Raw genomic sequence first — 22,617 nt, forward strand, 5'->3', positions numbered from 1 at the left:
CGTAGCCCGACACTTTGACAAGGATTCTGGACATGGCTATGCGCTGGTTTGCGGTTCCAGCTTTACTCGCGACCTTGGCCGGCTCGGCATGGGCGGTGGACTGTCCGCCCCTGTTGCAGGGTTCCTTGCCCAAATTGCACGCCAAGGAATCCATCGACTTGTGCCAGCGCTTTGCCGGCAAGCCGCTGGTGGTGGTCAATACGGCGAGCTTCTGCGGGTTTGCTCCGCAATTCAAAGGCCTTGAGGCGCTGTACCAGCGTTACAAGGATCAAGGGCTGGAAGTGGTGGGCGTGCCCTCCAATGACTTCAAGCAAGAGTCCAAGGATGGCGCGGAGACTGCCAAGGTCTGCTACGTCAATTACGGCGTGACCTTCACCATGACCGAGCCACAGAAGGTTCGGGGGGCGGATGCGGTGCACCTGTTCAAGGTGCTGGCGCAGCAGAGTAGCGCGCCGAAGTGGAATTTCTATAAATACGTGGTGGATCGCCAGGGCAATGTGATTGCCAACTTTTCCAGCCTGACCAAACCGGACAATCCGGAATTCATCGAAGCGGTGGAGAAGGCATTGGCGTCGAAATCCTGAGAAAGCCTATTCATTAGCCAATAAAAAACCCGCATCTGCGGGTTTTTTATTGGTTTGAAACTGCGCGGCCTAGAGCTCGTTAGAACTTGTAGGTAGCGCCCAGGCCGTAGCCCCATGCGCTGTTCTGGTAAGTAGCGCTGTAGGCATTGCCTTTGCCGGTTCTGTTGACGTTGACGTCCTCTTCCTTCAGGTAGGAAACCGCCAGGTCCAGAGTCAGGTCTTCAGTCGGGCTGTAGCCGGCACCGAAGCTGATGGCCTTACGGTCACCGGTAGGGATACGTACGGAACGGTCGGTGTTGTTGGTTGGCGCCTGGTCAACCGAGAGGCCGCTGCGCAGAACCCACTCTTTGTTGACCTTGTAGGAAACACCAACAGCCGAGGCCCAGGTGTCGTGCCAGTTCTGTGGCTCGGTGATGGTGCCGATTGGGCCCGCAGAACCGCCAAGCAGAGCAGGAACACCTTCGTTGTTCACGGTGATGTCTTTCAGGCGGCTCCAGCGAGTCCAGGTGCTACCTGCGTAGACGGTCCACTGGTCATCCAGTTTCTGGGTGACAGAGAAGTCGACGACTTCCGGAGTGGTGATGTCCAGCGAGGCGTCGTAACGGCCGCCATTGAACGGACCGAAGCCCGGGCCGGCGATGTTGGTGTGGCCTTCCAGCTTGTACTTGACCTTCGAGTGGTAGGTCAGGCCCAGGCGAGTAGTGTCGGTAGGCTGGACGATGATGCCGACGTTGTAGCCGATGGCGGTATCGTCACCTTTGATCTTCACGCTGCCATCATTGCGGCCGAAGAGCGCAGGGTTTGGAAATGGGGTCGCGGAAGTCAGTTCACCGCTCAGGCGGTTGATGGTCGGGCCGAAGCCGATCGACACCATGTCATTGAAGGCATAGCTGACGGTCGGTTGCAGGGTGACGACCTTGACTACGCTCTTGTCGCCGTAATAGCGGCTGGCAGAAGTGGACTCATAGTTGGTAACCAGGCCGAAGGGTGCATAGGCGCCCAGACCCAATGCCCAGCCGTTGCCCAGTTGTTTGACGAAGAACCCCATAGGAACGCTGGTGAACGGAACCATGTCGCCGTCGCTGGTGCCGCCGGGTGGGCCGCCCTTGACGTTTTTCAGGTTGGTCTTGGCATCGATTGCCGCAACGCCGACAGTTACCTGGTCACGTTGCAGCAGGGACATGCCGGCAGGGTTACCGTAAACGGTGCTGGCATCTTCGGCAGAAGAGGAACGACCCGCGAAGCCGGTACCCATGCCGCTGATGCTTTGTTCGTTAAGAGCAAAACCGCTGGCGAAAAGCTGGGTAGAGGCAAGTGCAACCGCGAGACTTATGGTGGATTTGAGCATTACTTTTTTCATTATTAGAACTCCTGGTGATCACCGAGGCGAAAATTACCAACATTTCGATCTCGGCGCTATAGGCTGCAACAGTTGATTTAGAGCGGTTTTGTAGGACAATCCGACCAAAATCGGCTTCTTTCTCCGATTTTGCAAAAGTCGTTGTCAGCAGGCGACCTGGTTTAACGGTGCAATGCAGGTCTGCCAGGCGCAGGCGAAATCTCTTAAACGTCCTTGTGGTTGAAAGGTCTTCCTCCAGATGCGGGCCATGCCGAGCAGGTCGTCGGCAGCGGGGAGCGGCGTGTGTTGTTCTTCCACCAGCAACCAGGCAATGGCGGTGGCGTAACGCAGGTTGACGGTCAGTTCCAGGTGCGGCCCGCTGAGGAACGCATGCTGGCTGGCGAGCCCGCGAACCAGGCTAGCCCGTTCCGGATCCAGTGCCAGGTACTGGTCCCAGAGGGCTTGATGGCGCAATTCGGTGATGCGGTAGAGGCCGTGGCCACGACGATCGTGCAGGGCTGAGCCCAGCGCCGATTGGCTGGCGGCAATGCCCAGCAGCAGGACTTCAGCGGTTTTGCTATGGCTGCCCAGGTACATCAGCGTCGGGCGGATCACATAGCGGCACAACTCGCTGGCGGCGATACCCATAAAGCCCTCGAAGCGTGAAATGGCCGGCGAAACCTGAAGGGCGCTTGGCAGCAAAAAAGGATCAGGTTTGCCGGAAGCGGTTCAGGCCGCTTGAGTTGAAGTGTAGTGTCATATCTGTGCTGTAAAGGACTGTTTTTAAAATATTTCCGTCCTCTTGTTATAAGCCTTATATCGATTGGTACTTTGCTCTGTAGGGTAAATGGGCGAATTGCAGGCAATAAAAAGCCCCGCGATCAGGCGAGGCTTTTCAGGGTTTTCAGCAGTTCGGCGTATCAGGCAACCAGGGCCTGGCGCGCACGTTCGATCACTGCCTGCAGCGGTTCGGCGCTGGAATACTGGTCGGGATACAGGCGTTCGCTGTGACGGGCGATCCCATGTTCGTTGACCAGGGTGAAGCTGAAGCAACCTTTGCGAGCGGCCATGATCAGGCAGTTCAACGGTGCAAAGGCGTGGGTTAGGGTGCGAATGGCATCCTGAGTCTGGATTTGAGTAGACATAATTATTAGGTGTTCCTACAAATGACACGGTTAAGAACCGTGCAACGTTAAAACGTTCCAGTAAACGTCGACCAGCATTGGTCAAACGAAGAACCTGACTGGAACAAAGCAGCCAGTTGCAGCGCGTTGATTGGTTGCGCTAGGGCTGGCAGGTAGGTACTTAGGAGGGCAGGCAACACAGCAAGGGCAAAGGTTCGGGGCCCAGGGTGGAGATCCTGATCAATTTGCAGGTTGGTTCGGTCAGAGTAAATGGCTCGAGCACTGCCGTTGAATTCGTATCAAGGGCGATAGGGTGAGCTTTACCTGGAAACCATCGAGGTGGTCGGTCCTTGGTGTTCGACGTTGTGCTCGGTTGGAGACGCTGTCGATGGGACTTGTTCGACCAGAATTGACTTTCAGCTTGGTACTAACGGCGAGGATTCTATTGGGTTGAACGACATAATGCAAGTGTGCTAGGAAAAAACTTTCAGAAGAGGCCAGAGGCTCAAGCATCAGCTGTGTAACCGTTGCTGTTGTGGCGTGTACGAAAACAGTGCGTTACCGGCGTTAATCTGCGCAAGGTTGTGCACACTTGTTGCGCAGCGTGTCACCCCGTTGTCACCTTCCCCAACGCCCGCCCCTTAGCCTGTCTCGAGAATTTAAGTCAATGATAAACATCGCTTTTTTTTACTGGTGAAAAAATCGTCAGTTTGACTGCAAGGCCCGTCTCATGGGGCTTTGGGAGGGTTGTGGAGGGGTTGTCCACTGAGTTATCCACAGCTTCTGTGGATTGTCCCAAGCGCTTGCTCTAGGACGGGCGTGCTGGCTCTTTTAGGCTTTACCCGGGCGAAAAAAGGAGTAGAGTGGCGCGCCTTCCGATCTGCCCCACAGTGCTTTATGAAGTTTCGCTCCGTATCACCTTCTGTTACCGCGACCCCTGCCAGTGTTACCGAACCCAAGCGGTTTTCCCTGCGCGTTGCTCTCTGGCTGTTGGACAGCCCGCGCCTTGGTCACAACCCCAACGTCAAGCATTTTGCTGGACGCCTGCTCAAGCAGCCGGCCCGGGAAGGCGTGGTCGCGGCGCAGAGTCGCCTGGGCCAGTTGATGTGCCGCGAATGCGGCAACGCCCGTGATCGTCGCATCGGCCATGACCTGTTGCGCCAGGCTGCCCGTGCCGGCGACCGCCGTGCGCAACTGGAGCTGGGCCGGATCGAAGACTGAGCTGTCCAACACTCGGACGCTTGGTTAACCTTCATTTCTTCTTTCTACGGCAGGAATCGCTATGGCTATGGACTTGACCAGCTTGCTGCTTGGCCTGGCGGGAGCGGCGCTGCCGCTACTGGTTCTGGCCTGGCAACTGCAACGCCGGGCCAGTTCCAGCCAGACTGAGCTGAGCCTGCTGGAAGAGCGCCTGGCCACGGCCCAATTGGCCCAGGAGGGGTTGGCAGCACAGTTGGATGCCAGCCGCGATGAAGTCAGCGACCTGAGCCAGGCCAATGCTCTGAAGCAGGCGGACCTGGCAGCCCTGCGCCGCGAGGTCGAATTGCTGCAGATCGAGCGCGATAACGCCCGTGATGCCGCCCACGCCTGGAACTTGGAACGGGCCGCCAAAGAAAACGAATTGCGCCGGCTGGATGCCCTGGCGGCGTCCTTGAATGCCGAGCTTCGTGAGCAGCAGGACAGCCACCAGCAGCGCCTGACCGATCTGCAAGGCTCGCGGGATGAGTTGCGCGCCCAGTTCGCCGAACTGGCGGGGAAGATCTTCGATGAGCGCGAACAGCGTTTCGCCGAGACCAGCCAGCAGCGCCTTGGGCAGTTGCTGGACCCGCTCAAGGAGCGCATCCAGTCCTTCGAGAAGCGGGTCGAGGAAAGCTATCAGGCCGAAGCCCGGGAGCGCTTCTCCCTGGCCAAGGAGCTGGAGCGCCTGCAACAGCTGAACCTGCGCCTGAGCGATGAGGCCACCAACCTGACCCGTGCCCTCAAGGGCCAGAAGACTCAGGGCAACTGGGGCGAGCTGATTCTGGAGCGAGTGCTGGAGCACGCCGGCCTGGAAAAGGGCCGCGAGTATCAGACTCAGGTCAGCCTCAAGGGCCCGGATGGCGAGCGCTTCCAGCCTGACGTGCTGATCATGTTGCCGGGTGACAAGCAGGTAGTAGTGGATTCCAAGGTCAGCCTCACGGCTTACCAGCAATACGTCGGTAGCGACGATCCGCAGGTCGCCCAGGCGGCCCTGAAACAGCACGTGCTGTCCTTGCGCAATCATGTCAAAGGTCTGGCCGGCAAGGATTACAAGCGCCTTGAAGGCTTGCACAGCCTCGATTTCGTGCTGCTGTTCGTGCCCATCGAGGCAGCGTTTTCCGCGGCTCTGCAGGCCGAGCCGAATCTGTTCCAGGAAGCCTTTGACCGGCATATCGTGATCGTCAGCCCAACCACGTTGCTGGCCACCTTGCGGGTGATCGACAGCCTGTGGAAGCAGGAACGCCAGAGCCAGAATGCCCGGGAGATCGCTGAGCGCGCGGGCTGGCTGTACGACAAGTTCGTGCTGTTTATCCAGGACCTGGATGAAGTGGGCAATCGCCTGCAACAACTGGACAAGGCCTACGCCGCTGCGCGTAACAAGCTGACTGAAGGGCGTGGCAACCTGGTCAGCCGTAGCGAGCAGCTCAAGCTGCTTGGCGCCCGGGCCAGCAAGAGCTTGCCGGCGGACTTGCTGGAGCGGGCCATGACCGACGCCGAAGGACGCGAGCTGGAATTGCCGGAGTAATCCGCCAAAGGCCCGTCAGCCCAGGGGCAGGTGCCGGCTCAGCAGGGCGCGCAAGGCCGCCGGTTTCACCGGCTTGGCCAGATAGTCCAGGCCCGCTGCATGGACCTGGGCGACCATTTCAGGGCGCCCATCGGCACTGATCACGACCCCCGGTACCGGCTCGCCCAGTTGCGTGCGCAGCCAGGCCATGACCTCGGTCCCGGTCTCGCCGTTATCCAGGTGGTAGTCCACCAGGGCCAGTTGCGGGCGGATGCCTTCTTTGAGCAGCGCCGCGCATTCCTCGCGGTTGCGGGCGGTCCAGACCTGGCAGCCCCAGCGGGTGAGCAGGCTGTTCATGCCGATCAGAATGCTGTCTTCATTATCGACGCAGAGCACTTGCCCGCCATTGAGGGACTGGCCGTTGAGCTCGGCTGCCTTGCCTGGAGCCACCACGCTGCTGCGGGCCAGGGGCACGCTGACGCTGAATACGCTGCCTTTGCCGGGCCAGGAACGTACCTGCAACGGATGGCCGAGCACCCGGCACAGGCCATCGGCAATCGCCAGGCCCAGGCCCAGGCCTTTCTCGGCGCGGGTCTGGTGGCTGTCCAGGCGCTTGAACTCCTCGAAGATCACCTGCTGTTTGTCCTGGGGAATACCCGGCCCCCGGTCCCAGACTTCCAGGCTCAACGTTTCACCACGGCGGCGCACTCCCAGCAAAACGGGGCCCTTGGCGTAACGGAAGGCATTGGTCAGAAAGTTCTGCAGCACCCGACGTAGCAGCTTGCTGTCGCTGTCGATGCGCAGATGGCTGCCGCGCACCCGGAACTGCAAGCCCTGTTCCTGGGCCAGGGCCTTGAATTCGGCTCCCAGGGTGTCGAACAGTTCGTTGAGGGCAAAGGGCTTGCGATCAGGGGTGATCTTGCCGTTTTCCAGGCGCGAGATGTCCAGCAGGTCGCTGATCAGGTCCTCGGCGGAGCGCAACGAACTGTCCAGATGCTGCACCAGTTGCTGGGCTTCGGCGGACAGGCCGTCGTCCTGGTGGGACAGTGCCGCGGAGAACAGGCGCGCGGCGTTCAGCGGTTGCATCAGATCGTGGCTGACCGCGGCCAGAAAACGCGTCTTCGACTGGTTGGCCGCTTCCGCCGTGCCCTTGGCCTCAGTCAGTGCTGCGTTGAGTTGCGACAGTTCGTGGGTACGCTCAGCCACTCTTTGTTCCAGCCCTTCATTGGCCTCGGTGAGGGCCTGCTCGGCTTCGCGGAACGGGGTGATGTCGGTGAAGCTCATGACAAAGCCGCCGCCGGGCATGGGGTTGCCGATCAGTTCGATGACCCGGCCATTGGGGAACAGCCGCTCGGAAGTATGAGCTCGACCCTGGCGCATCCAGTGCAGGCGCCGGGCCACATGGACTTCCGCCTCGCCAGGTCCGCACAGGCCGCGCTCGGCATTGTGACGAATGATGTCGGCAATTGGCCGGCCCACGCTGATCAGCCCATCGGGGTAGTTGAACAGCTCCAGGTAGCGGCGGTTCCAGGCCACCAGCTTCAGCGACTGATCGACCACGCTGATGCCCTGGGTAATGTTTTCAATCGCCCCTTGCAGCAGGGCCCGGTTGAACTGCAGCACCTCGGAGGCTTCGTCGGCGATGCGCACCACGTCTTCGAGCTGCATCTCCCGGCCTTCAATGGCGGCCTTGACCACCGCGCGGGTGGAAGAGGCGCCGAGCACACCGGCCAGCAGGCGCTCGGTATGGGCGATCCACTCGCCGTCGGCATTCTGGTTCGGGTTGAAGCCTTTGCCCTGACGATAGGCGAAGCGGATGAAGCTCTGGCGCGCACGTTCCTCACCGACAAAACGCGCGGCCAGTTTCAGCAGGTCGTCGATCTGTACCGCCAGCATCGAGCGGGAGCTGAGGCGGCCGCTGATTTCCTGGCCGATGAAGCGTCCGGCCTGCCAGTGCTCGGAGACTCGGGTGCGCGAGAGCACCGAAACCCAGGCGAACAGGGTGAAGTTGCCCGCCAGGGACAGCACTACGCCTTGGGTCAGCGGGGTGATCGGCAGGTTCAGCGGATTGCCGTGCAGCCAGGCCAGGCCGGGGAAACTGCTCAGGGACCAGCCCAGGCTGTGGGCGGCGATGGGCAGGATCAGGGTGTAGAACCAGATGAAGGTGCCGGCAGCCAGGCCCGCGAATACACCGCGGCGGTTGGCCTGTTTCCAGTACAGCGCGCCGAGCATGGCCGGTGCCAGTTGGGTCACGGCGGCGAAGGCGATCTGGCCGATGGTGGCCAGGCTGGCGGTGGAGCCCAGCAGGCGATAGCTGACGTAGGCCAGCAACAGGATGACCACGATGCTCACCCGGCGCACCGAGAGCATCCAGTGGCGGAATACTTCGAACGGCCGCTCGGCATTCTTGTGGCGCAACAGCCAGGGCAGCAGCATGTCGTTGGAGACCATGGTGGACAGCGCCACGCTGGCGACGATCACCATGCCGGTGGCCGCCGAGGCGCCGCCGATGAATGCCAGCAGAGCCAGGGCGGGGTGGGCCTGGGCCAGGGGCAGGCTGATGACGAAGGAGTCCGGCAATACGCTGCTGGGCAGGAGCATCTGCCCGGCGAGGGCGATGGGCACCACGAACAGCGCGGCGAGGGCCAGGTACGCCGGGAACACCCATTTGGCCAGGCGCAGGTCCTGGGGTTCGATGTTTTCCACCACGGTGACGTGAAACTGCCGCGGCAGGCAGATGATCGCCATCATCGCCACCCCGGTCTGTACCACCATCGACGGCCAGTTGATGGTTTCCTTCCAGTACTGCTCCAGGCGCGGAGCCAGCATGGCCTGGTTGAACAGGTCGTCGAAGCCGTCATAGAGGCCGAAGGTGACGAAGGCGCCGACGGCGAGAAAGGCAAACAGCTTGACCAGGGATTCGAAGGCAATCGCCAGCACCATGCCGCGGTGGTGCTCGGTGGCATCGAGGTTGCGGGTCCCGAAGACGATGGTGAACAGGGCCAGGATCAGCGACACGATCAGCGCCGTGTCCTGGGCGCGGGTGCCCATGGCGTCTGCACCGGCACCGATCAGCAGGTTGACCCCAAGCACGATGCCCTTGAGCTGCAGGGCGATGTAGGGCAGTACCCCCACCAGGCAGATGAGTGCCACCACCACCGCCAGCGACTGGGATTTGCCATAGCGGGCAGCAATGAAGTCGGCGATCGAGGTGATGTTCTCCTGCTTGCTGATCATCACCATCTTCTGCAGCACCCAGGGGGCGAACACCAGCAGCAGGATGGGGCCGAGGTAGATCGGCAGGAAGGCCCAGAGCTGCTCGGCCGCCTGGCCCACCGCGCCAAAGAAGGTCCAGCTGGTGCAGTAGACCGCCAGCGACAGGCTGTATACCCAGGCCCGCACCCGCGGCGGAAGTGGCGCGCTGCGGCGGTCACCGTAGAAGGCGATGGCGAACATGATGGCCATATAGGCCAGGGCAACGGCGGCGATCAGCCCGCTGGACAACGACATGGAAACTCCGGAACAAAGACACCGGGCACCTCAGCCCGGCCAGACAGTCTGGCACGATGTTGGATTGGCGTCAGTGTCGACCAAGGTATCAGCGCGGCCTGATGTCGCAGGGCTGAGCCGAGGCGGGGAAGGGCTACGGCTGCAGAGCGATCTCGATCAGTTCATGGAGTTCCTGAACCGGCAGTGGCGTGGCGGAGAACAGGATGCGAAACACTGTGGGTGCTACCAGCAGGTTCAGCAGGCGGTCGATGTCCGGCAGGTTTTCCGTGTGGCCCTGATAGCGCTCGAGGATGCACTGCAACTGCCCGCTGAGGATGGTCACGCAATAGCCCGGGGTCGCGCTGCATTGCACATCGCGCATCATGTTGCGCCCGGGCTCCGAGCTCATTTCGTCCAGATACTGTTCGGCCCAGGCCCGCAGGTCGCCGCGCAGGCTGCCGGTATTGGCCGGTTCGCTGTCCGGGCGCATTCGTTCCAGGGCGACATCGGCCAGCAGGGCCGACAGGTCGCCCCAGCGCCGGTAGATGGTCGACGGAGTGACGCCTGCTCGGGCGGCGATCTGCGGCACGGTGAGGGACGAGCGATCCTGCTCTTCAAGGAGCTCGCGGACCGCAGTGTGAATGGATTCCTGGACCCGGGCGCTACGGCCGCCGGGGCGCAGACCTTCTTTGATAGCCATGGGGCGGCACCTTAACACAAAGAATTTGCTTTAAGCATTGGCGGGTAGCACACTGCGCAAAAGCAAAATATTAGCTTTAGTGGAGCGTGCTTATGTCCGGTGCTATCGACACTTGCGTGTCCAACCGTCGCAGTCTGGTGTTTCTGGCCATTACCCTGTTGAGTTTTCTGGCTGCCTCCAGCGTACCGACCCCGCTGTACCACCTGTATCAGGAAAACCTGCACTTTTCCCCGGCGGTGCTGACCCTGATATTCGGGGTCTACGCGATAAGCCTGCTGGCGGCTCTGCTGACCGTAGGGTCGCTGTCGGATCACCTGGGGCGGCGACCGGTGATTTTTGTCGCCTTGCTGCTCAATATCCTGGCGATGTTGCTGTTCATCAATGAAAGCGGAGTGCAGTGGCTGATTGCCGCGCGGGTGATACAAGGCTTTGCCACCGGCATGGCCACCAGTGTACTGGGGGCGGCCCTGCTGGATACCGATCGTCAGCAGGGGCCGTTGGTCAATAGCGTTGCGCCGCTATTGGGCATGGCCTGTGGTGCCATGGGGGCCAGCCTGTTGGTGGAGTTTGCGCCCTGGCCACTGCAATTGAGCTACTGGCTGCTGCTCGGGGTGTTCGTGCTCCAGGCCGGGTATGTCTGGCGCTTGCCGGAAAGTGTCAGCCCGCAACCCGGTGCCTGGGCTTCGCTGAAACCCACGCTGCATGTGCCGGTGCAAGCGCGGCGCGCGTTATGGCTGGCCTTGCCGGTGGACGTGGCGGTGTGGGCGGTGGGCGGCTTCTATCTGTCGCTGGCGCCTTCGCTGGTCCGTGCGGCGACCGGCTCCACCTCGAACCTGATCGGCGGTGGCCTGGTGGCGGTGCTGACACTCAGCGGCGCGCTGATGATCTTTTCCCTGCGTCAGCGTCCTGCAGACAGGGTGCTGCGCCTGGGCGCCGGGATGCTGGCGACGGGAGTGATGCTGATCCTCGCTGCGGTGCATAGCGCCAGCCTGCCGTTGTTCTTCTTTGGCACCTTGGTGCTGGGCAGCGGCTTTGGTGCCGGTTTTCTCGGTGCGCTGCGCAGTGTGGTGCCACTGGCCCTGCCTCATGAGCGTGCGGGCCTGATGTCGGCGTTTTATGTGCTGAGCTACCTGGCCTTCTGCCTGCCGGCGTTGTTGGCTGGCAACCTGACCCGCAGCTTCGGCCTGATCGCTACTACCGACGGCTATGGTGCGGTACTGGTTCTCTTGTCCCTCGGTGCGCTGCTGGCCCTGATGCGCCAGCGCCCGGTGGCGGCGTGTGGGGCGTCGGGGCTTTGAGCCCAAGGCTTCAAGGGCTGCGGGATTGTGCCTGGGAAGCCGCAGGGGAGAGGTGCTGTACGCCAATCAGGTACGGGCGTGTCGCCGGGCGTGGTCCGATTGCGGTGATCGCTCCTGGGGCCGTGCATAGATGTTTATCTGCAAAATAGATAACAGATAGAGAAATTACCCGTTATATAGATATTCGATTGGGTTCTACCATGTTTCCTACCTCATCGGAGGACAGGAGACACGACCATGACATGCCCCAATAGCGTTAAAACCGGCCACTGGCCATTGAGCCATCTGCCGCATCCCCTCGAAGCCATTCGCCAATTCACCCCCAACTGGTTCGCCGCCACCATGGGTACCGGGGTTCTGGCTTTGGCGCTGGCCCAGTGGCCGGCCGAGGTTCCCGGCTTGCACCAGGTGGCAGAGGGTTTCTGGTGGCTGACCATCGCCCTGTTCCTGTTGTTTACCGCGATGTATACCGCGCGCTGGGTGCTGTTCTTCGACGAGGCGCGGCGGATTTTCGGGCACTCCACGGTCTCGATGTTCTTCGGCACCATCCCCATGGGCCTGGCGACCATCATCAATGGCTTGCTGGTGTTCGGCATGCCTCGCTGGGGCGATGGTGTGGTGGAGGTGGCGCAACTGCTGTGGTGGCTGGATGTGGCCATGTCCCTGGCCTGCGGGATCCTGATTCCCTACATGATGTTCACCCGCCAGGAACACAGCATCGACCAGATGACCGCGGTCTGGCTGCTGCCGGTGGTGGCGGCCGAAGTGGCGGCGGCCAGTGGCGGCCTGCTTGCGCCTCATCTGCTGGATGCCCACGGGCAGTTGGTAATGCTCAGCACCAGCTACGTGCTGTGGGCCTTTTCGCTGCCGGTGGCGTTCAGCATCCTGACCATCCTGCTGTTGCGCATGGCGCTGCACAAACTGCCCCATGAAAGCATGGCGGCGTCGAGCTGGCTGGCCCTGGGGCCAATCGGCACCGGTGCCTTGGGGATGCTGGTGCTGGGCGCCGATGCACCGGCGATCTTCGCCGCCAATGGCTTGCCCGGCGTCGGTGAGATTGCCGCCGGCCTGGGCCTGGTGGCGGGGCTCACACTGTGGGGGTTCGGTCTGTGGTGGATGTTGATGGCCGTGCTCATCACCCGCCGTTACCTGCGCGAAGGCATACCCTTCAATCTTGGCTGGTGGGGCTTTACCTTTCCTCTGGGCGTGTATTCGCTGGCCACCCTTAAACTGGGCAGCACCTTGCACCTGGGTTTTTTCAGTGTGTTTGGCGCGGTACTGGTGGCGGCGCTGGCGGTGATGTGGCTGATCGTGGCCAAGCGCACGGTGCAGGGGGCTTATAAAGGAGAGCTGTTTGTCTCGCCGTGCATTGCGGGGTTACGGAAATAATCGGCAAAGATAGGTAAGGTTGTGGCCTGGATCGATATTCGACATTCCAATAACAGTATCCACGCCACTCAGGGACATGGAAGATGAGTCACCCTTCGCAGTTCACCTTGCTTCGCAAGCGGCGGTTCCTGCCGTTTTTCATCACGCAATCCCTCGGTGCCTTCAACGACAACATCTTCAAGCAGTCGCTGATCCTGGCCATTCTCTACAAGCTGAGCATCGAGGGTGACCGGTCGATCTGGGTCAACCTCTGTGCCTTGCTGTTCATCCTGCCGTTCTTCCTGTTTTCCGCCCTGGCCGGGCAGTTTGGCGAGAAGTTCGCCAAGGACTCGCTGATCCGCCTGATCAAACTGGGGGAGATCGCGATCATGGTGGTGGGGGCGGTGGGCTTCGCCTTCGATCACCTGTCGCTGATGCTGGTGGCCCTGTTCGCCATGGGCACCCACTCGGCGCTGTTCGGCCCGGTGAAGTATTCGATCCTGCCCCAGGCCTTGCGTGAAGAGGAATTGGTGGGAGGCAACGGCCTGGTGGAAATGGGCACGTTCCTGGCGATCCTGGCCGGCACTATCGGCGCTGGGGTCATGATGTCCTCGGAGCATTACGCGCCGATAGTCTCCAGCGCCATGATCGGTGTGGCGGTACTGGGCTACCTGGCCAGCCGCGCCATTCCCCGGGCTGCCGCGGCGACCCCGGAGATGCGCCTGAACTGGAATATCTTCAGCCAGTCCTGGGCCACCTTGCGCCTGGGGCTGGGGCAGACCCCGGCGGTGTCGCGCTCGATTGTCGGCAACTCCTGGTTCTGGTTCGTCGGCGCCATCTACCTGACCCAGATTCCGGCCTATGCCAAGGAATGGATGCACGGCGACGAGACCGTGGTAACCCTGATCCTGACGGTGTTCTCGGTGGGGATTGCCGTAGGCTCGATGCTGTGCGAGAAGCTGTCGGGGCGCAAAGTTGAGATCGGCCTGGTACCGTTCGGCTCCTTTGGCCTGACGGTGTTCGGCCTGCTGCTGTGGTGGCATTCCGGTGGTATCCCGGAAAGCGCCACGGGTCATGACTGGATTGAAGTGCTGGGTTTTGCCCATGCCTGGTGGGTGCTGTTCGATGTCCTTGGCCTGGGGATCTTCGGCGGCTTCTATATAGTGCCGCTGTATGCCCTGATCCAGTCCCGTACCCCGGAAAACGAGCGGGCCCGGGTGATAGCCGCCAACAACATTCTCAATGCGCTGTTCATGGTGGTGTCGGCGATTGTCTCTATCGTGATGCTGAGCATGGTCCAGCTGACCATTCCCCACCTGTTCCTGGTGGTGTCGCTGCTCAACATTGCGGTCAACGTCTACATCTTCAAGGTGGTGCCCGAGTTCAGCATGCGTTTCATGATCTGGCTGCTCAGCCATTCCATGTACCGCGTTGAGCATCGCAACCTGGAGTTGATCCCTGATGAAGGCGCTGCCCTGCTGGTGTGCAACCACGTGTCTTTCGTCGATGCCTTGCTGATTGGCGGTGCGGTGCGTCGGCCGATTCGCTTCGTCATGTACTACAAGATCTACAACCTGCCGGTGTTGAACTTCATCTTCCGTACCGCCGGAACCATTCCCATCGCCGGTCGGCATGAAGACCTGCAGATCTATGAAAAAGCCTTCCAGCGCATTGCCCAGTACCTGCGCGATGGCGAACTGGTGTGCATTTTTCCCGAGGGCAAGCTGACTGCCGATGGCCAGATCAACGAGTTCAAGGGCGGGCTGACACGGATTCTCGAGGAAACCCCGGTGCCGGTGATTCCCATGGCTCTGCAAGGCTTGTGGGGCAGCTTCTTCAGTCGCGATCCGAGCAAGGGTTTCTTCCACCGCTTCTGGTCGCGAGTGACCCTGGTGGCCGGGCCATCGGTGGCGGTGGACGCAGCCGAACCGGCGAAGTTGCAGGCCATGGTGGCGCAATTGCGGGGTCCACGGCGCTAGCTGCCGGATACGAAAACGCCCGCACATTTGCGGGCGTTTTCATTTCTGCCTGGGCTTTTCAGCTGGCGCTGACTTTCAGGCCCACCAGGCCGGCGATGATCAGCGCCACGCTGACCAGGCGCACCAGAGCCATGGATTCGCCAAACAGGATGATACCGGCGATCACCGTGCCGACGGCGCCGACTCCGGTCCAGATGGCATAGGCCGTGCCCAGGGGCAGTTCCTTCATCGCCAGGCCCAGCAGGCCGAGGCTGATGGCCATGGCAATGATGGTCAGGGCGGTGGGCAGCGGGCGGCTGAAGCCATCGGTGTATTTCAGGCCGACGGCCCAGCCCACTTCAAACAAACCGGCAAAAAACAGAATGATCCAGGACATGCCTACCTCATCGGTTGATGGGGTCGTCCCCGGAATTGATCGCTCGAATGAGTCGCGAGGTCGTCCTCGCGATGCGCAGTATACTGCCCACTCTCACGTGGGCGAGTATTTTTTTCCTCAGTCATGGCCTCGCTGTATTTCCAGCTTTTGTTCGGCTGGATCTTCCATTCGCCGGAAATAGGTCGAGAGCAGGGCCCCGGAAATGTTGTGCCAGACGCTGAACAAGGCGCTGGGTACCGCCGCCAGTGGCGAGAAATGAGCGCTGGCCAGGGCCGCGCCCAGGCCGGAGTTCTGCATGCCGACTTCCAGGGCCAGGGATTTTCGCTGCGCCAGTGGCAGCTTGAACAGACGCCCCGTGAAGTAGCCCAGCAGGTAGCCAAAGCTGTTGTGCAGCATCACCACGGCCATGATCAGCAGGCCCGACTCGGCGATTTTCGCCTGGCTGGCGGCCACCACCGCGGTGACGATGATGACGATGCTCACCACGGAAACCAGCGGCAGTACTTCCACCGCGTGCTGCACCCGCTGGCCCAGCAGGCGCTGGGCCAGCACTCCCAGCACGATCGGTAGCAGCACCACTTGCAGGATCGACCAGAACAGCTCCATGAACGAGACCGGTAGCCAGGCCGAGGCCAGCAACCAGATCAGCGCCGGGGTCAGCAGTGGGGCCAGTAGAGTGGTAACCGCTGCAATGGCCACCGACAGCGCCAGGTCGCCGCGGGCCAGCCAGGTCATCACGTTGGAAGAGGTGCCGCTTGGGCAGCAGCCGACCAGGATCACCCCGACGGCGATTTCCGGCGGCAGGTGAAATGCCTGGCAGAGCACCCAGGCCACCCCGGGCATGATCACGAAATGGGCCACCACTCCCAGGGCCACGCGCCATGGGTGGCGGGCCACTTCGGCGAAATCTTCAAGTTTCAGGGTCAGGCCCATGCCGAACATCACCAGGCCCAGCAGCGGCACGATGGCGCCCTTGAGACCGACGAACCAGCCAGGCTGGAAGAATGCCAGGACGGCGAAGATCAGTACCCAGTATGCGAAGGTGTTGCCGACAAAGCGGCTCAGTGCAGCCAGTGCGCGCATGACCTGTTCCTTATTATGTGAAAACGCCACCGAAGGCGGTGGCGTCTAGTGCGTAGCGGTTATCCGGGCAAGGCGTCAGATGCCCTGCGGAATCTCCTCGCCGCCCAGGGCTTCGAACAGCGCCGGCAGGAAGTCGCCGAAGGTCAGCATCATCAGGGTGAAGCTGGCATCCTGCTGGCCGAGGGCTTCATCACCGCCGTCCTGTTCCGCCTGATCCTGCAGCAGATCCTCGAACTTCAGGCGCTTGACCACCATTTTGTCGTCGAGCATGAAGGACAGTTTGTCCTGCCAGGCCAGGGACAGTTGGGTGACCACCTTGCCGGTGCTCAGGTGCAGCTGGATTTCCTCGCCGGTCAGGTCCTGGCGCTTGCAACGCACGATGCCGCCGTCCTCGTGGGTGTCGCGTAGTTCGCACTCGTCGAGTACGAAGAAGTCGTCGGCGGCTTTCTGGGTCTTGACCCAGTCGGTCATGATCGCGGTGGGGGCGATCTTCACGGTCAGCGGGCGAACCGGCAGGGTGCCGAGGACTTCGCGCAGGGTGGAGAGCAGGTCTTCGGCGCGCTTCGGGCTGGCCGAGTTGACCAGGATCAGGCCCTGTTTCGGGGCAATGGCGGCGAAGGTCGAGGAGCGACGGATAAACGCACGGGGCAGGAAGGCCTGGATGATTTCATCCTTGATCTGGTCGCGTTCCTTCTTGTAGACCTTGCGCATCTGTTCGGCTTCGATCTCTTCGACCTTTTCCTTCACCGCATCGCGCACCACGCTGCCAGGCAGGATGCGTTCCTCCTTGCGCGCGGCTACCAGCATGAAGTCCTGGCTGACGTGAACCAGCGGGGCGTCTTCACCTTTGCCGAAAGGGGCGACGAAACCGTAAGTGGTCAACTCCTGGCTTGCACAGGGGCGCGCCAGTTTGGTCGCCAGTGCAGTTTCCAGCGCCTCAGCATCAAAAGGCAGATCTTGGGTCAGGCGATAGATCAGCAGGTTTTTGAACCACATGGGGTGAATCTCTCCTTTATACAAAGGAGGGCATTATTCTCTTCGCTGCTGCTCAGGCCAACCCTTCGCTAAGCCTTTGGAAGGCCTGAAAAAATTATTATAAAAAGTGCTTGCCAGAGTGGGGGCTGCTCCGTAAAATGCGCGCCACACCGAACGTGAAGGGTGATTAGCTCAGCTGGGAGAGCGTCTGCCTTACAAGCAGAATGTCGGCGGTTCGATCCCGTCATCACCCACCACTTACTTTCAACGCTACGCGCAGCGGTAGTTCAGTCGGTTAGAATACCGGCCTGTCACGCCGGGGGTCGCGGGTTCGAGTCCCGTCCGCTGCGCCATATTCGGTAACCTGGAACACTGAACGCCAGGTCACCACAGAAAGCCCGCTAACGCGGGCTTTTTGCTGTAAAGAGTTACGTGGGTTGTGTTGCTGTACATGGAAATTTGGTTTTTTTAATAAAATTATTAATTAAATCAACACTTTAAGAATTTCTGTGGCATAATGCGCCCCGCAACGAAGGTAAAGGGTGATTAGCTCAGCTGGGAGAGCGTCTGCCTTACAAGCAGAATGTCGGCGGTTCGATCCCGTCATCACCCACCACTTACTTTCAACGCTACGCGCAGCGGTAGTTCAGTCGGTTAGAATACCGGCCTGTCACGCCGGGGGTCGCGGGTTCGAGTCCCGTCCGCTGCGCCATATTCGGCAACCTGGAACACTGAACGCCAGGTCGCCACACAAAGCCCGCTCAATGCGGGCTTTTTGCTGTCTGGGATTTGTATCGGTTCGAATCCTGCGCATGAAAAAAGCGGCCCTCGGGCCGCTTTTTGCGTTTTTGCCTACTGCTCGGCGTTACGGCTGTGCCGGTAGTCGCTGACGGCTTCATACACCGCCTTGCGCAGACGGTTGATGCCGCCGATGGGGCGATGGGCTTCCAGGCCGAACCAGGGGTTGAAGGACTGGTTGTCGCAAGCCAGGTTCTGCGCCGGGGTATCGAAGTCCTGGGCGGGAAGGGTTACCCGCGCCACCGTTTCAAAGGGGGCGTCACTTTCTTTCCATTCAATGCTGGTGTCTTCGATCGGCATGAAACGGTTCGGGTCCTGGCGCTGGACCTGCAGTACGAAACAGGCGCCAACCCGATCGGTGGAGAGTTGCTGGGTAAGGGCGCTGCGCAGGAAGTTGGGCAGATCCTGGTTCTGTGCTGGCAGGCTGTAGGCCGGGCAACTCTCGGGGTCCGGCATGACCCGGAATTTGGCGTTGGCATTGCCGAACTTGTAGGGCGAGACCGAGTAGTAGGTGGTCTGGGTCGGGCTGGCCGGGGCCGGTGACAGGGTCGCCAGGGCGATGAACAGATGCCGTACCTGCCAGGTGCGCGGATCCCACCCGGGGAAGAATGCGCCGACTTTCTTGCCGTCCGCCTGGGCGGCGATGTTCTGCTGATATTCGGCTACGTCGCTGACGAAGAAATTCGGATGATTGAACATCACGAAGTCCTGTTCACGGCGTTGTGATTCCGACGCCATCAGTTGTTGCCCGGGAACATCCAGTAGCTTGATCGCCATGCCGCGGGCGTCGCGAATACTGTCGAACTGCGGGTAGGCGTTGCCGTTGGACAGGCGTACGACGGCCTGCCAGGTCTGGCCAGGGGTGGCAAATACTCCCTGGCGCAGTGGCGGGCTCAAGTCGTTGAGGACCTGGACCTGCGCCTTCACGCAACCGTGGGCCTTGGCATGGGCATCGCGCAGGTAGCGGGTGCCTTCGCGGTGCTGGTCAACGATGCGCACCGCGGTCTGGATGATGTCCTGGGTGCGGGCTGCCTCATCGGCAGGAACCTGCTCCTGCACCGCTACCGGGCCTCGGTGGTGCCAGGCGAACCAGGCACTGGACAGTGCCCAGCCCAGCAGGCCGATGACCAGTAGCAATAACAGGGTCCTGCCCAGCAAGGCGCCGAGGCGCAGCCACAGTCGGGCCAGCAGGGACGGTCGTTTTCTGGCGAGATCGAGTTTCATGGCAATTGCGACTCCAATGGTCCGCCCAGCACTTTCAGGTATTCCAGCAAGGCCCAGCGTTCTTCTGGCTGCAGCAGTGGGCCGATAACGCCATTGCCACGCTGGCCGGCGCGGAATTCGTGGCCGCTGTTGTGGTTGCCGCTGATGCGGGTATCGAATTCAAAACCGTTCTTGAAGGCTTCCGGGCGATAGCCCAGGTGCTTGGGATCGTACTCGAAGGTGCCGCGGTAGAAGGTTGTCGAGCGCTCCGATTGCGGAGACAGCAGTTGATAGAGGTTGGGTACCGAGCCGTTGTGCAGGTACGGCGGTGTGGCCCAGACCCCGGCCAGCGGGCGGGCCTTGTAGGCGCGCAACTCGCGTACGCCGATCGGCAGCCCGTAGCCGTCCAGCCGCGGGCGCTCCTCGGGGGTGACCTTGGCGTCGCGATAGGCGCGCTCTTCGACAAAGGCCGTGATGTAGGCCAGGCCCTTGGCAGCCGAGAGTTGACGCAGGTCCAGCGGTTCGCTGGGTGTCGGGTGCAGCTCGACATTGGACCTGGCCAGTTCGGCGGTATCCCACTGCAAGGAGCTCAGGTCATAGCGCAGGTCGGCGATATTGCTCGCCGAATTCGGGTCGGTGCCAATCACCGCTACCGGAAGCATTTTCAACTGCTGCACGGGGCGGCCGTTGTTGTCGCTGACCGAGGGTACATGGCAGCCGGCACAGTTGCTGGCGAACAGCTCGCGGCCCTTGGCGGCCAGCGGCTTGTCGATCGTGCCCAGCAAGGCTTCCGGCCAGGCCGGTGGCTTGAGGCGCTGCAAGGTTTCCTCGATCAGGTTGAGATCGCGGACACGTACGCTGGAAGGGTAGCGGGCCTCGCCGGTGAGGGGTTGGCTGTTGGCGTCGAACAGGTTCAGGGTGGCGCCAACCCCCAGGGCTTCGCCGATATTGCGCGCCATGGGTTGCTGCGCCGAGCCGTTCCACTGGACCCAGTCGAAGGCCCAGATATCCCAGAGTTGCGGGTAGTCCACCGGGGCATTGGCAATCCGATAGTTCTCAGGGGAAATGGCGTCGCCGAAGCTGGCATTGGCGATGCGGCCAAAGGCGTCGGTACGGCCCGGACCCTCTTCGGTTGGATAGAGGCCGCGATGGGTATCGTTCCAGGCCACCCGCAGGAAGTTATCCAGTGAGACCTTGAAGTCCTTGCGCAGTTGTTCGTGCCTGGCTTCGTAGTCGGCACCCAGCACCTTGCGGGCGAAGCGCTCGAATTTCCAGGGGTTGTAGTAGGTGCTGGTCAGGCTGGCCACGAGGGCCTGGCCGAAGCTGCCACCACGCAGGGTCGGTACGCTGGACGGCAGTACGTGCTGCGCCGAGCCGCCATCAATGCGCAGGGCTTGATGGTTGAAACGCAGCTCGCCGGTGTGGCAGGCAGCACAGGTGATGTCCAGGTATTGTTCCGCGCTGCCCGGATTCTGATGGCGGGCGAAGCCCACGGGCAGGTTGCCGGGATTCTGCGCTGTGGCTTTCTGTCCCGGCTCCACCAGGAAGCCGAAGCGGGCCAGGTACTCGGGAGCGGCAAAGGACTGCTCGGAGAACGGTAGCTCCAGAGCGCTGAACCATTCATAGCGCAGGCCTTTGACCTGGGTGCCCTGGGGAGTGAAATAGTAGGTCTGGCGATCCTTGGCATCCCATTGGTCCAGGTAGTGCACCTGTTCAACGGGTACATAGTCGGGGAGTTTCGGATTGGCCACGTAGTACAGGACCACTGCCAGGACAATGCCGATCAGCACGGCAATCAACAGCAACACACGATAGATGAGGCGCAAGATGTACTTCCTTGTCGAATTTCGTTTCCTTATGCCTGAGCTCATCTGACGCGGCAAGTAGCCATTACTTGAGCTATGGTTATTCGCGCCCGTTCAAGCGCATCGGTAAGCGGCCTGGGCAGGGTGTACCCCAGAGCATGAAAACGCGTTTAAAGACGTGAACTTATCGGCCATTTACTACTCTTACGCCGGTAGCCATTGGTCGTGGTCGCCTGATAAGCTCGCGGCTTTATTCGATTGCCCTTTAGGCGCATGAACAAGGAAATAGCATGAAACAGCATCGGTTGGCGGCGGCGGTGGCCCTGGTTAGCCTGGTACTTGCGGGTTGTGATTCGCAGACCAGCGTAGAGCTGAAAACCCCGGCGCAAAAAGCTTCCTACGGTATCGGCCTGAACATGGGCAAGAGTCTGGCTCAGGAAGGCATGGATGACCTGGATTCCAAAGCGGTCGCCCAGGGCATCGAAGATGCCGTCGGCAAGAAAGAACAGAAGCTGAAGGATGAAGAGTTGGTCGAAGCCTTCGCCGCGCTGCAAAAGCGTGCCGAAGAGCGCATGGCCAAGATGAGCGAAGAGTCGGCGGCTGCCGGCAAGAAATTCCTCGAAGAGAACGGCAAGAAAACCGGTGTGACCACCACCGCTTCCGGTCTGCAGTACGAAGTATTGAAAAAGGCTGACGGTCCTCAGCCCAAGCCGACTGATGTCGTGACTGTTCACTACACCGGCACCCTGACCAACGGCACTGTGTTCGACAGCTCGGTAGAGCGTGGCAGCCCGATCGATCTGCCGGTCAGCGGCGTGATCCCGGGTTGGGTCGAAGGCCTGCAACTGATGCACGTGGGCGAGAAGTACAAGCTGTACATCCCGAGCGACCTGGCCTACGGCGCCCAGAGCCCGAGCCCGGCGATTCCAGCCAACTCGGTGCTGGTCTTCGAACTGGAGCTGCTGGGTATCAAGGATCCAGCCAAGCAGGACGCCGCCAAGTAACCTGCGTCAGCGCCTGAAGCAACGCCCCGTTCTTACGGGGCGTTGTCGTTTCTGCAGGTTGCTGCTGGCAAATTATCCGAACCGACGGCAGTGCGGGTGGTCTGAACAGGGTATGAGCGGTAGGTAGTCGCTGGAGGCTGCCAAGTCAATGAAATTATGGGTTTTTTTATGTGAGTAAAAAACGCCCGATCTGAGCTCAGCCCTTATGAAACGGGGCTTTCAGCCGTGAAAAATAGCTCTGTTCACAAGGTTATCCACAATTTGTGTGGATAACATTTCAGTGGGAGTGATGATGAAAGCACCCTGGAATTTTGCTCGTTTCCTGCCGCTGGCGGGGCGCTTGCTGAGCCGCGGCCGTTTGCCCACGCTGCTGTTCGCCGTGGCGAGCAAAGGCGCCAGCCAGGGCGGACGCCTGGGCAAGGTCAAACAGGACCTGCGCTTGTTGCAGGCACTGTGCCTGGCGTACTGGCGTGGCGAGTACCGGGCCATCAGCCCCAAGGCGCTGCTGTCGGTGGTGGCAGGCTTGATGTATTTCCTCAGCCCTGTGGATGCCATTCCCGACTTTATTCCGGTGTTCGGCATGCTTGACGATATCGCCGTTCTGGCTTGGCTGATGAAAACCCTGGATGACGAACTCAACGCCTTCCGAACCTGGCGCAATCGGCAAATGCCGGAAAAACTCGCGGTTGTCGAGCGCTTGCCGGACACTGCGGAGCAATTGCTGCTGGAAGGACCGCAGAAAAACTAAG

At 60.9% G+C, this 22,617-nt stretch carries 18 protein-coding genes and 4 tRNA genes; 12 read left to right on the forward strand and 10 right to left on the reverse strand.

From position 1 onward, the window contains the following. Positions 1 to 32 precede the first annotated feature (32 nt). Entirely contained in the window at positions 33 to 584 is a 552-nt protein-coding gene (locus tag F6S12_RS00640; protein WP_072450680.1) for a glutathione peroxidase, read from the forward strand. Positions 585 to 663: 79 nt separating this feature from the next. Here the strand turns inward: F6S12_RS00640 and F6S12_RS00645 are convergent, their stop codons facing one another. The 3 genes from F6S12_RS00645 to F6S12_RS00655 all read right to left on the reverse strand — a co-directional run bounded on the left by F6S12_RS00645 (position 664) and on the right by F6S12_RS00655 (position 3,068). Further along, positions 664 to 1,944, reverse strand: coding sequence for an OmpP1/FadL family transporter (locus F6S12_RS00645; RefSeq protein ID WP_125063069.1), 1,281 nt, complete (start codon positions 1,942 to 1,944; stop codon positions 664 to 666). Positions 1,945 to 2,088: 144 nt separating this feature from the next. Then, a complete protein-coding gene (locus F6S12_RS00650; RefSeq protein ID WP_015636627.1) occupies positions 2,089 to 2,571 on the reverse strand; it encodes a hypothetical protein in 483 nt (160 codons plus the stop codon). A gap of 272 nt (positions 2,572 to 2,843) precedes the next feature. Further along, positions 2,844 to 3,068 (reverse strand): hypothetical protein, encoded by a 225-nt coding sequence (locus tag F6S12_RS00655; RefSeq protein WP_011062680.1) that lies wholly within the window; start codon positions 3,066 to 3,068, stop codon positions 2,844 to 2,846. A gap of 876 nt (positions 3,069 to 3,944) precedes the next feature. Between F6S12_RS00655 and F6S12_RS00660 the strand changes: the two genes are divergently transcribed. Beyond that, positions 3,945 to 4,268, forward strand: a complete 324-nt coding sequence (locus tag F6S12_RS00660) for a sel1 repeat family protein (RefSeq protein ID WP_011062679.1) — start codon at positions 3,945 to 3,947, stop codon at positions 4,266 to 4,268. Between the two features lie 175 nt (positions 4,269 to 4,443). After that, positions 4,444 to 5,811 (forward strand): DNA recombination protein RmuC, encoded by a 1,368-nt coding sequence (gene rmuC / locus F6S12_RS00665; RefSeq protein WP_162865008.1) that lies wholly within the window; start codon positions 4,444 to 4,446, stop codon positions 5,809 to 5,811. 15 nt (positions 5,812 to 5,826) lie between these two features. On the opposite strand, the gene F6S12_RS00670 is transcribed toward rmuC, so the two are convergent. Both F6S12_RS00670 and F6S12_RS00675 read right to left on the reverse strand, forming a co-directional pair. Then, positions 5,827 to 9,300, reverse strand: a complete 3,474-nt coding sequence (locus F6S12_RS00670; protein ID WP_011062677.1) for a PAS domain-containing hybrid sensor histidine kinase/response regulator — start codon at positions 9,298 to 9,300, stop codon at positions 5,827 to 5,829. A gap of 133 nt (positions 9,301 to 9,433) precedes the next feature. Beyond that, the gene (locus tag F6S12_RS00675) at positions 9,434 to 9,979 is read right to left on the reverse strand and encodes a TetR/AcrR family transcriptional regulator (RefSeq protein WP_047337532.1); all 546 of its coding nucleotides are present in this window, start codon (positions 9,977 to 9,979) and stop codon (positions 9,434 to 9,436) included. A 92-nt stretch (positions 9,980 to 10,071) separates the two neighbouring features. Here F6S12_RS00675 and F6S12_RS00680 point away from each other — a divergent pair, with 92 nt between their 5' ends. The 3 genes from F6S12_RS00680 (at position 10,072) to F6S12_RS00690 (ending at position 14,624) form a co-directional block, all read left to right on the forward strand. Continuing rightward, positions 10,072 to 11,277, forward strand: a complete 1,206-nt coding sequence (locus F6S12_RS00680) for an MFS transporter (protein WP_315868658.1) — start codon at positions 10,072 to 10,074, stop codon at positions 11,275 to 11,277. A 237-nt stretch (positions 11,278 to 11,514) separates the two neighbouring features. Next, entirely contained in the window at positions 11,515 to 12,666 is a 1,152-nt protein-coding gene (locus tag F6S12_RS00685) for a TDT family transporter (protein WP_077934619.1), read from the forward strand. 83 nt (positions 12,667 to 12,749) lie between these two features. Beyond that, entirely contained in the window at positions 12,750 to 14,624 is a 1,875-nt protein-coding gene (locus F6S12_RS00690; RefSeq protein ID WP_315868659.1) for an MFS transporter, read from the forward strand. Between the two features lie 58 nt (positions 14,625 to 14,682). Here F6S12_RS00690 and sugE read toward each other — a convergent pair whose 3' ends face one another. From sugE to rdgC, 3 genes are all read right to left on the reverse strand, one after another. Next, positions 14,683 to 15,000: a quaternary ammonium compound efflux SMR transporter SugE gene (sugE, locus tag F6S12_RS00695; protein WP_011062672.1), complete on the reverse strand. Its 318-nt coding sequence runs from the start codon at positions 14,998 to 15,000 to the stop codon at positions 14,683 to 14,685. 117 nt (positions 15,001 to 15,117) lie between these two features. Next, positions 15,118 to 16,083 carry a bile acid:sodium symporter family protein gene (locus F6S12_RS00700; protein ID WP_015636621.1) on the reverse strand — a complete coding sequence of 322 codons (966 nt, stop codon included), beginning with the start codon at positions 16,081 to 16,083 and terminating at the stop codon, positions 15,118 to 15,120. Between the two features lie 75 nt (positions 16,084 to 16,158). After that, on the reverse strand, positions 16,159 to 17,079 hold the full coding sequence (gene rdgC, locus F6S12_RS00705; RefSeq protein WP_011062670.1) for a recombination-associated protein RdgC: 921 nt from the start codon (positions 17,077 to 17,079) through the stop codon (positions 16,159 to 16,161). Between the two features lie 160 nt (positions 17,080 to 17,239). Here rdgC and F6S12_RS00710 point away from each other — a divergent pair. The 4 genes from F6S12_RS00710 to F6S12_RS00725 all read left to right on the forward strand — a co-directional run bounded on the left by F6S12_RS00710 (position 17,240) and on the right by F6S12_RS00725 (position 17,770). Further along, positions 17,240 to 17,315: transfer RNA gene (locus F6S12_RS00710), tRNA-Val, on the forward strand. 19 nt (positions 17,316 to 17,334) lie between these two features. After that, positions 17,335 to 17,411: transfer RNA gene (locus F6S12_RS00715), tRNA-Asp, on the forward strand. Positions 17,412 to 17,598: 187 nt separating this feature from the next. Continuing rightward, positions 17,599 to 17,674: transfer RNA gene (locus F6S12_RS00720), tRNA-Val, on the forward strand. Between the two features lie 19 nt (positions 17,675 to 17,693). Then, positions 17,694 to 17,770: transfer RNA gene (locus tag F6S12_RS00725), tRNA-Asp, on the forward strand. Positions 17,771 to 17,910: 140 nt separating this feature from the next. Here F6S12_RS00725 and F6S12_RS00730 read toward each other — a convergent pair. After that, a complete protein-coding gene (locus tag F6S12_RS00730) occupies positions 17,911 to 19,080 on the reverse strand; it encodes a catalase family protein (protein ID WP_011062669.1) in 1,170 nt (389 codons plus the stop codon). Further along, entirely contained in the window at positions 19,077 to 20,885 is a 1,809-nt protein-coding gene (locus F6S12_RS00735) for a di-heme-cytochrome C peroxidase (RefSeq protein ID WP_315868660.1), read from the reverse strand. Before F6S12_RS00735 ends, F6S12_RS00730 begins: the two co-directional genes overlap by 4 nt. A 269-nt stretch (positions 20,886 to 21,154) precedes the next feature. Between F6S12_RS00735 and F6S12_RS00740 the strand changes: the two genes are divergently transcribed. Both F6S12_RS00740 and F6S12_RS00745 read left to right on the forward strand, forming a co-directional pair. Next, the gene (locus tag F6S12_RS00740; RefSeq protein WP_011062667.1) at positions 21,155 to 21,868 is read left to right on the forward strand and encodes an FKBP-type peptidyl-prolyl cis-trans isomerase; all 714 of its coding nucleotides are present in this window, start codon (positions 21,155 to 21,157) and stop codon (positions 21,866 to 21,868) included. A 292-nt stretch (positions 21,869 to 22,160) separates the two neighbouring features. Next, complete coding sequence (locus F6S12_RS00745) at positions 22,161 to 22,616, forward strand: YkvA family protein (protein ID WP_011062666.1); 456 nt, start codon at positions 22,161 to 22,163, stop codon at positions 22,614 to 22,616. The last annotated feature ends 1 nt before the right edge of the window (position 22,617 follow it).

The sequence above is a fragment of the Pseudomonas sp. JV245A genome (assembly GCF_032424515.1).
Lineage (GTDB): Bacteria > Pseudomonadota > Gammaproteobacteria > Pseudomonadales > Pseudomonadaceae > Aquipseudomonas > Aquipseudomonas protegens.

Excerpts from the sequence above, each read along its gene's own strand:
- F6S12_RS00640 (WP_072450680.1), top strand. The coding sequence starts at position 33 with ATGGCTATGCGCTGGTTTGCGGTTCCAGCTTTACTCGCGACCTTGGCC.
- F6S12_RS00645 (WP_125063069.1), bottom strand. The coding sequence starts at position 1,944 with ATGAAAAAAGTAATGCTCAAATCCACCATAAGTCTCGCGGTTGCACTT.
- F6S12_RS00650 (WP_015636627.1), bottom strand. The coding sequence starts at position 2,571 with ATGGGTATCGCCGCCAGCGAGTTGTGCCGCTATGTGATCCGCCCGACG.
- F6S12_RS00655 (WP_011062680.1), bottom strand. The coding sequence starts at position 3,068 with ATGTCTACTCAAATCCAGACTCAGGATGCCATTCGCACCCTAACCCAC.
- F6S12_RS00660 (WP_011062679.1), top strand. The coding sequence starts at position 3,945 with ATGAAGTTTCGCTCCGTATCACCTTCTGTTACCGCGACCCCTGCCAGT.
- F6S12_RS00670 (WP_011062677.1), bottom strand. The coding sequence starts at position 9,300 with ATGTCGTTGTCCAGCGGGCTGATCGCCGCCGTTGCCCTGGCCTATATG.
- F6S12_RS00675 (WP_047337532.1), bottom strand. The coding sequence starts at position 9,979 with ATGGCTATCAAAGAAGGTCTGCGCCCCGGCGGCCGTAGCGCCCGGGTC.
- F6S12_RS00680 (WP_315868658.1), top strand. The coding sequence starts at position 10,072 with ATGTCCGGTGCTATCGACACTTGCGTGTCCAACCGTCGCAGTCTGGTG.
- F6S12_RS00685 (WP_077934619.1), top strand. The coding sequence starts at position 11,515 with ATGACATGCCCCAATAGCGTTAAAACCGGCCACTGGCCATTGAGCCAT.
- F6S12_RS00690 (WP_315868659.1), top strand. The coding sequence starts at position 12,750 with ATGAGTCACCCTTCGCAGTTCACCTTGCTTCGCAAGCGGCGGTTCCTG.
- sugE (WP_011062672.1), bottom strand. The coding sequence starts at position 15,000 with ATGTCCTGGATCATTCTGTTTTTTGCCGGTTTGTTTGAAGTGGGCTGG.
- F6S12_RS00700 (WP_015636621.1), bottom strand. The coding sequence starts at position 16,083 with ATGCGCGCACTGGCTGCACTGAGCCGCTTTGTCGGCAACACCTTCGCA.
- rdgC (WP_011062670.1), bottom strand. The coding sequence starts at position 17,079 with ATGTGGTTCAAAAACCTGCTGATCTATCGCCTGACCCAAGATCTGCCT.
- F6S12_RS00730 (WP_011062669.1), bottom strand. The coding sequence starts at position 19,080 with ATGAAACTCGATCTCGCCAGAAAACGACCGTCCCTGCTGGCCCGACTG.
- F6S12_RS00740 (WP_011062667.1), top strand. The coding sequence starts at position 21,155 with ATGAAACAGCATCGGTTGGCGGCGGCGGTGGCCCTGGTTAGCCTGGTA.
- F6S12_RS00745 (WP_011062666.1), top strand. The coding sequence starts at position 22,161 with ATGAAAGCACCCTGGAATTTTGCTCGTTTCCTGCCGCTGGCGGGGCGC.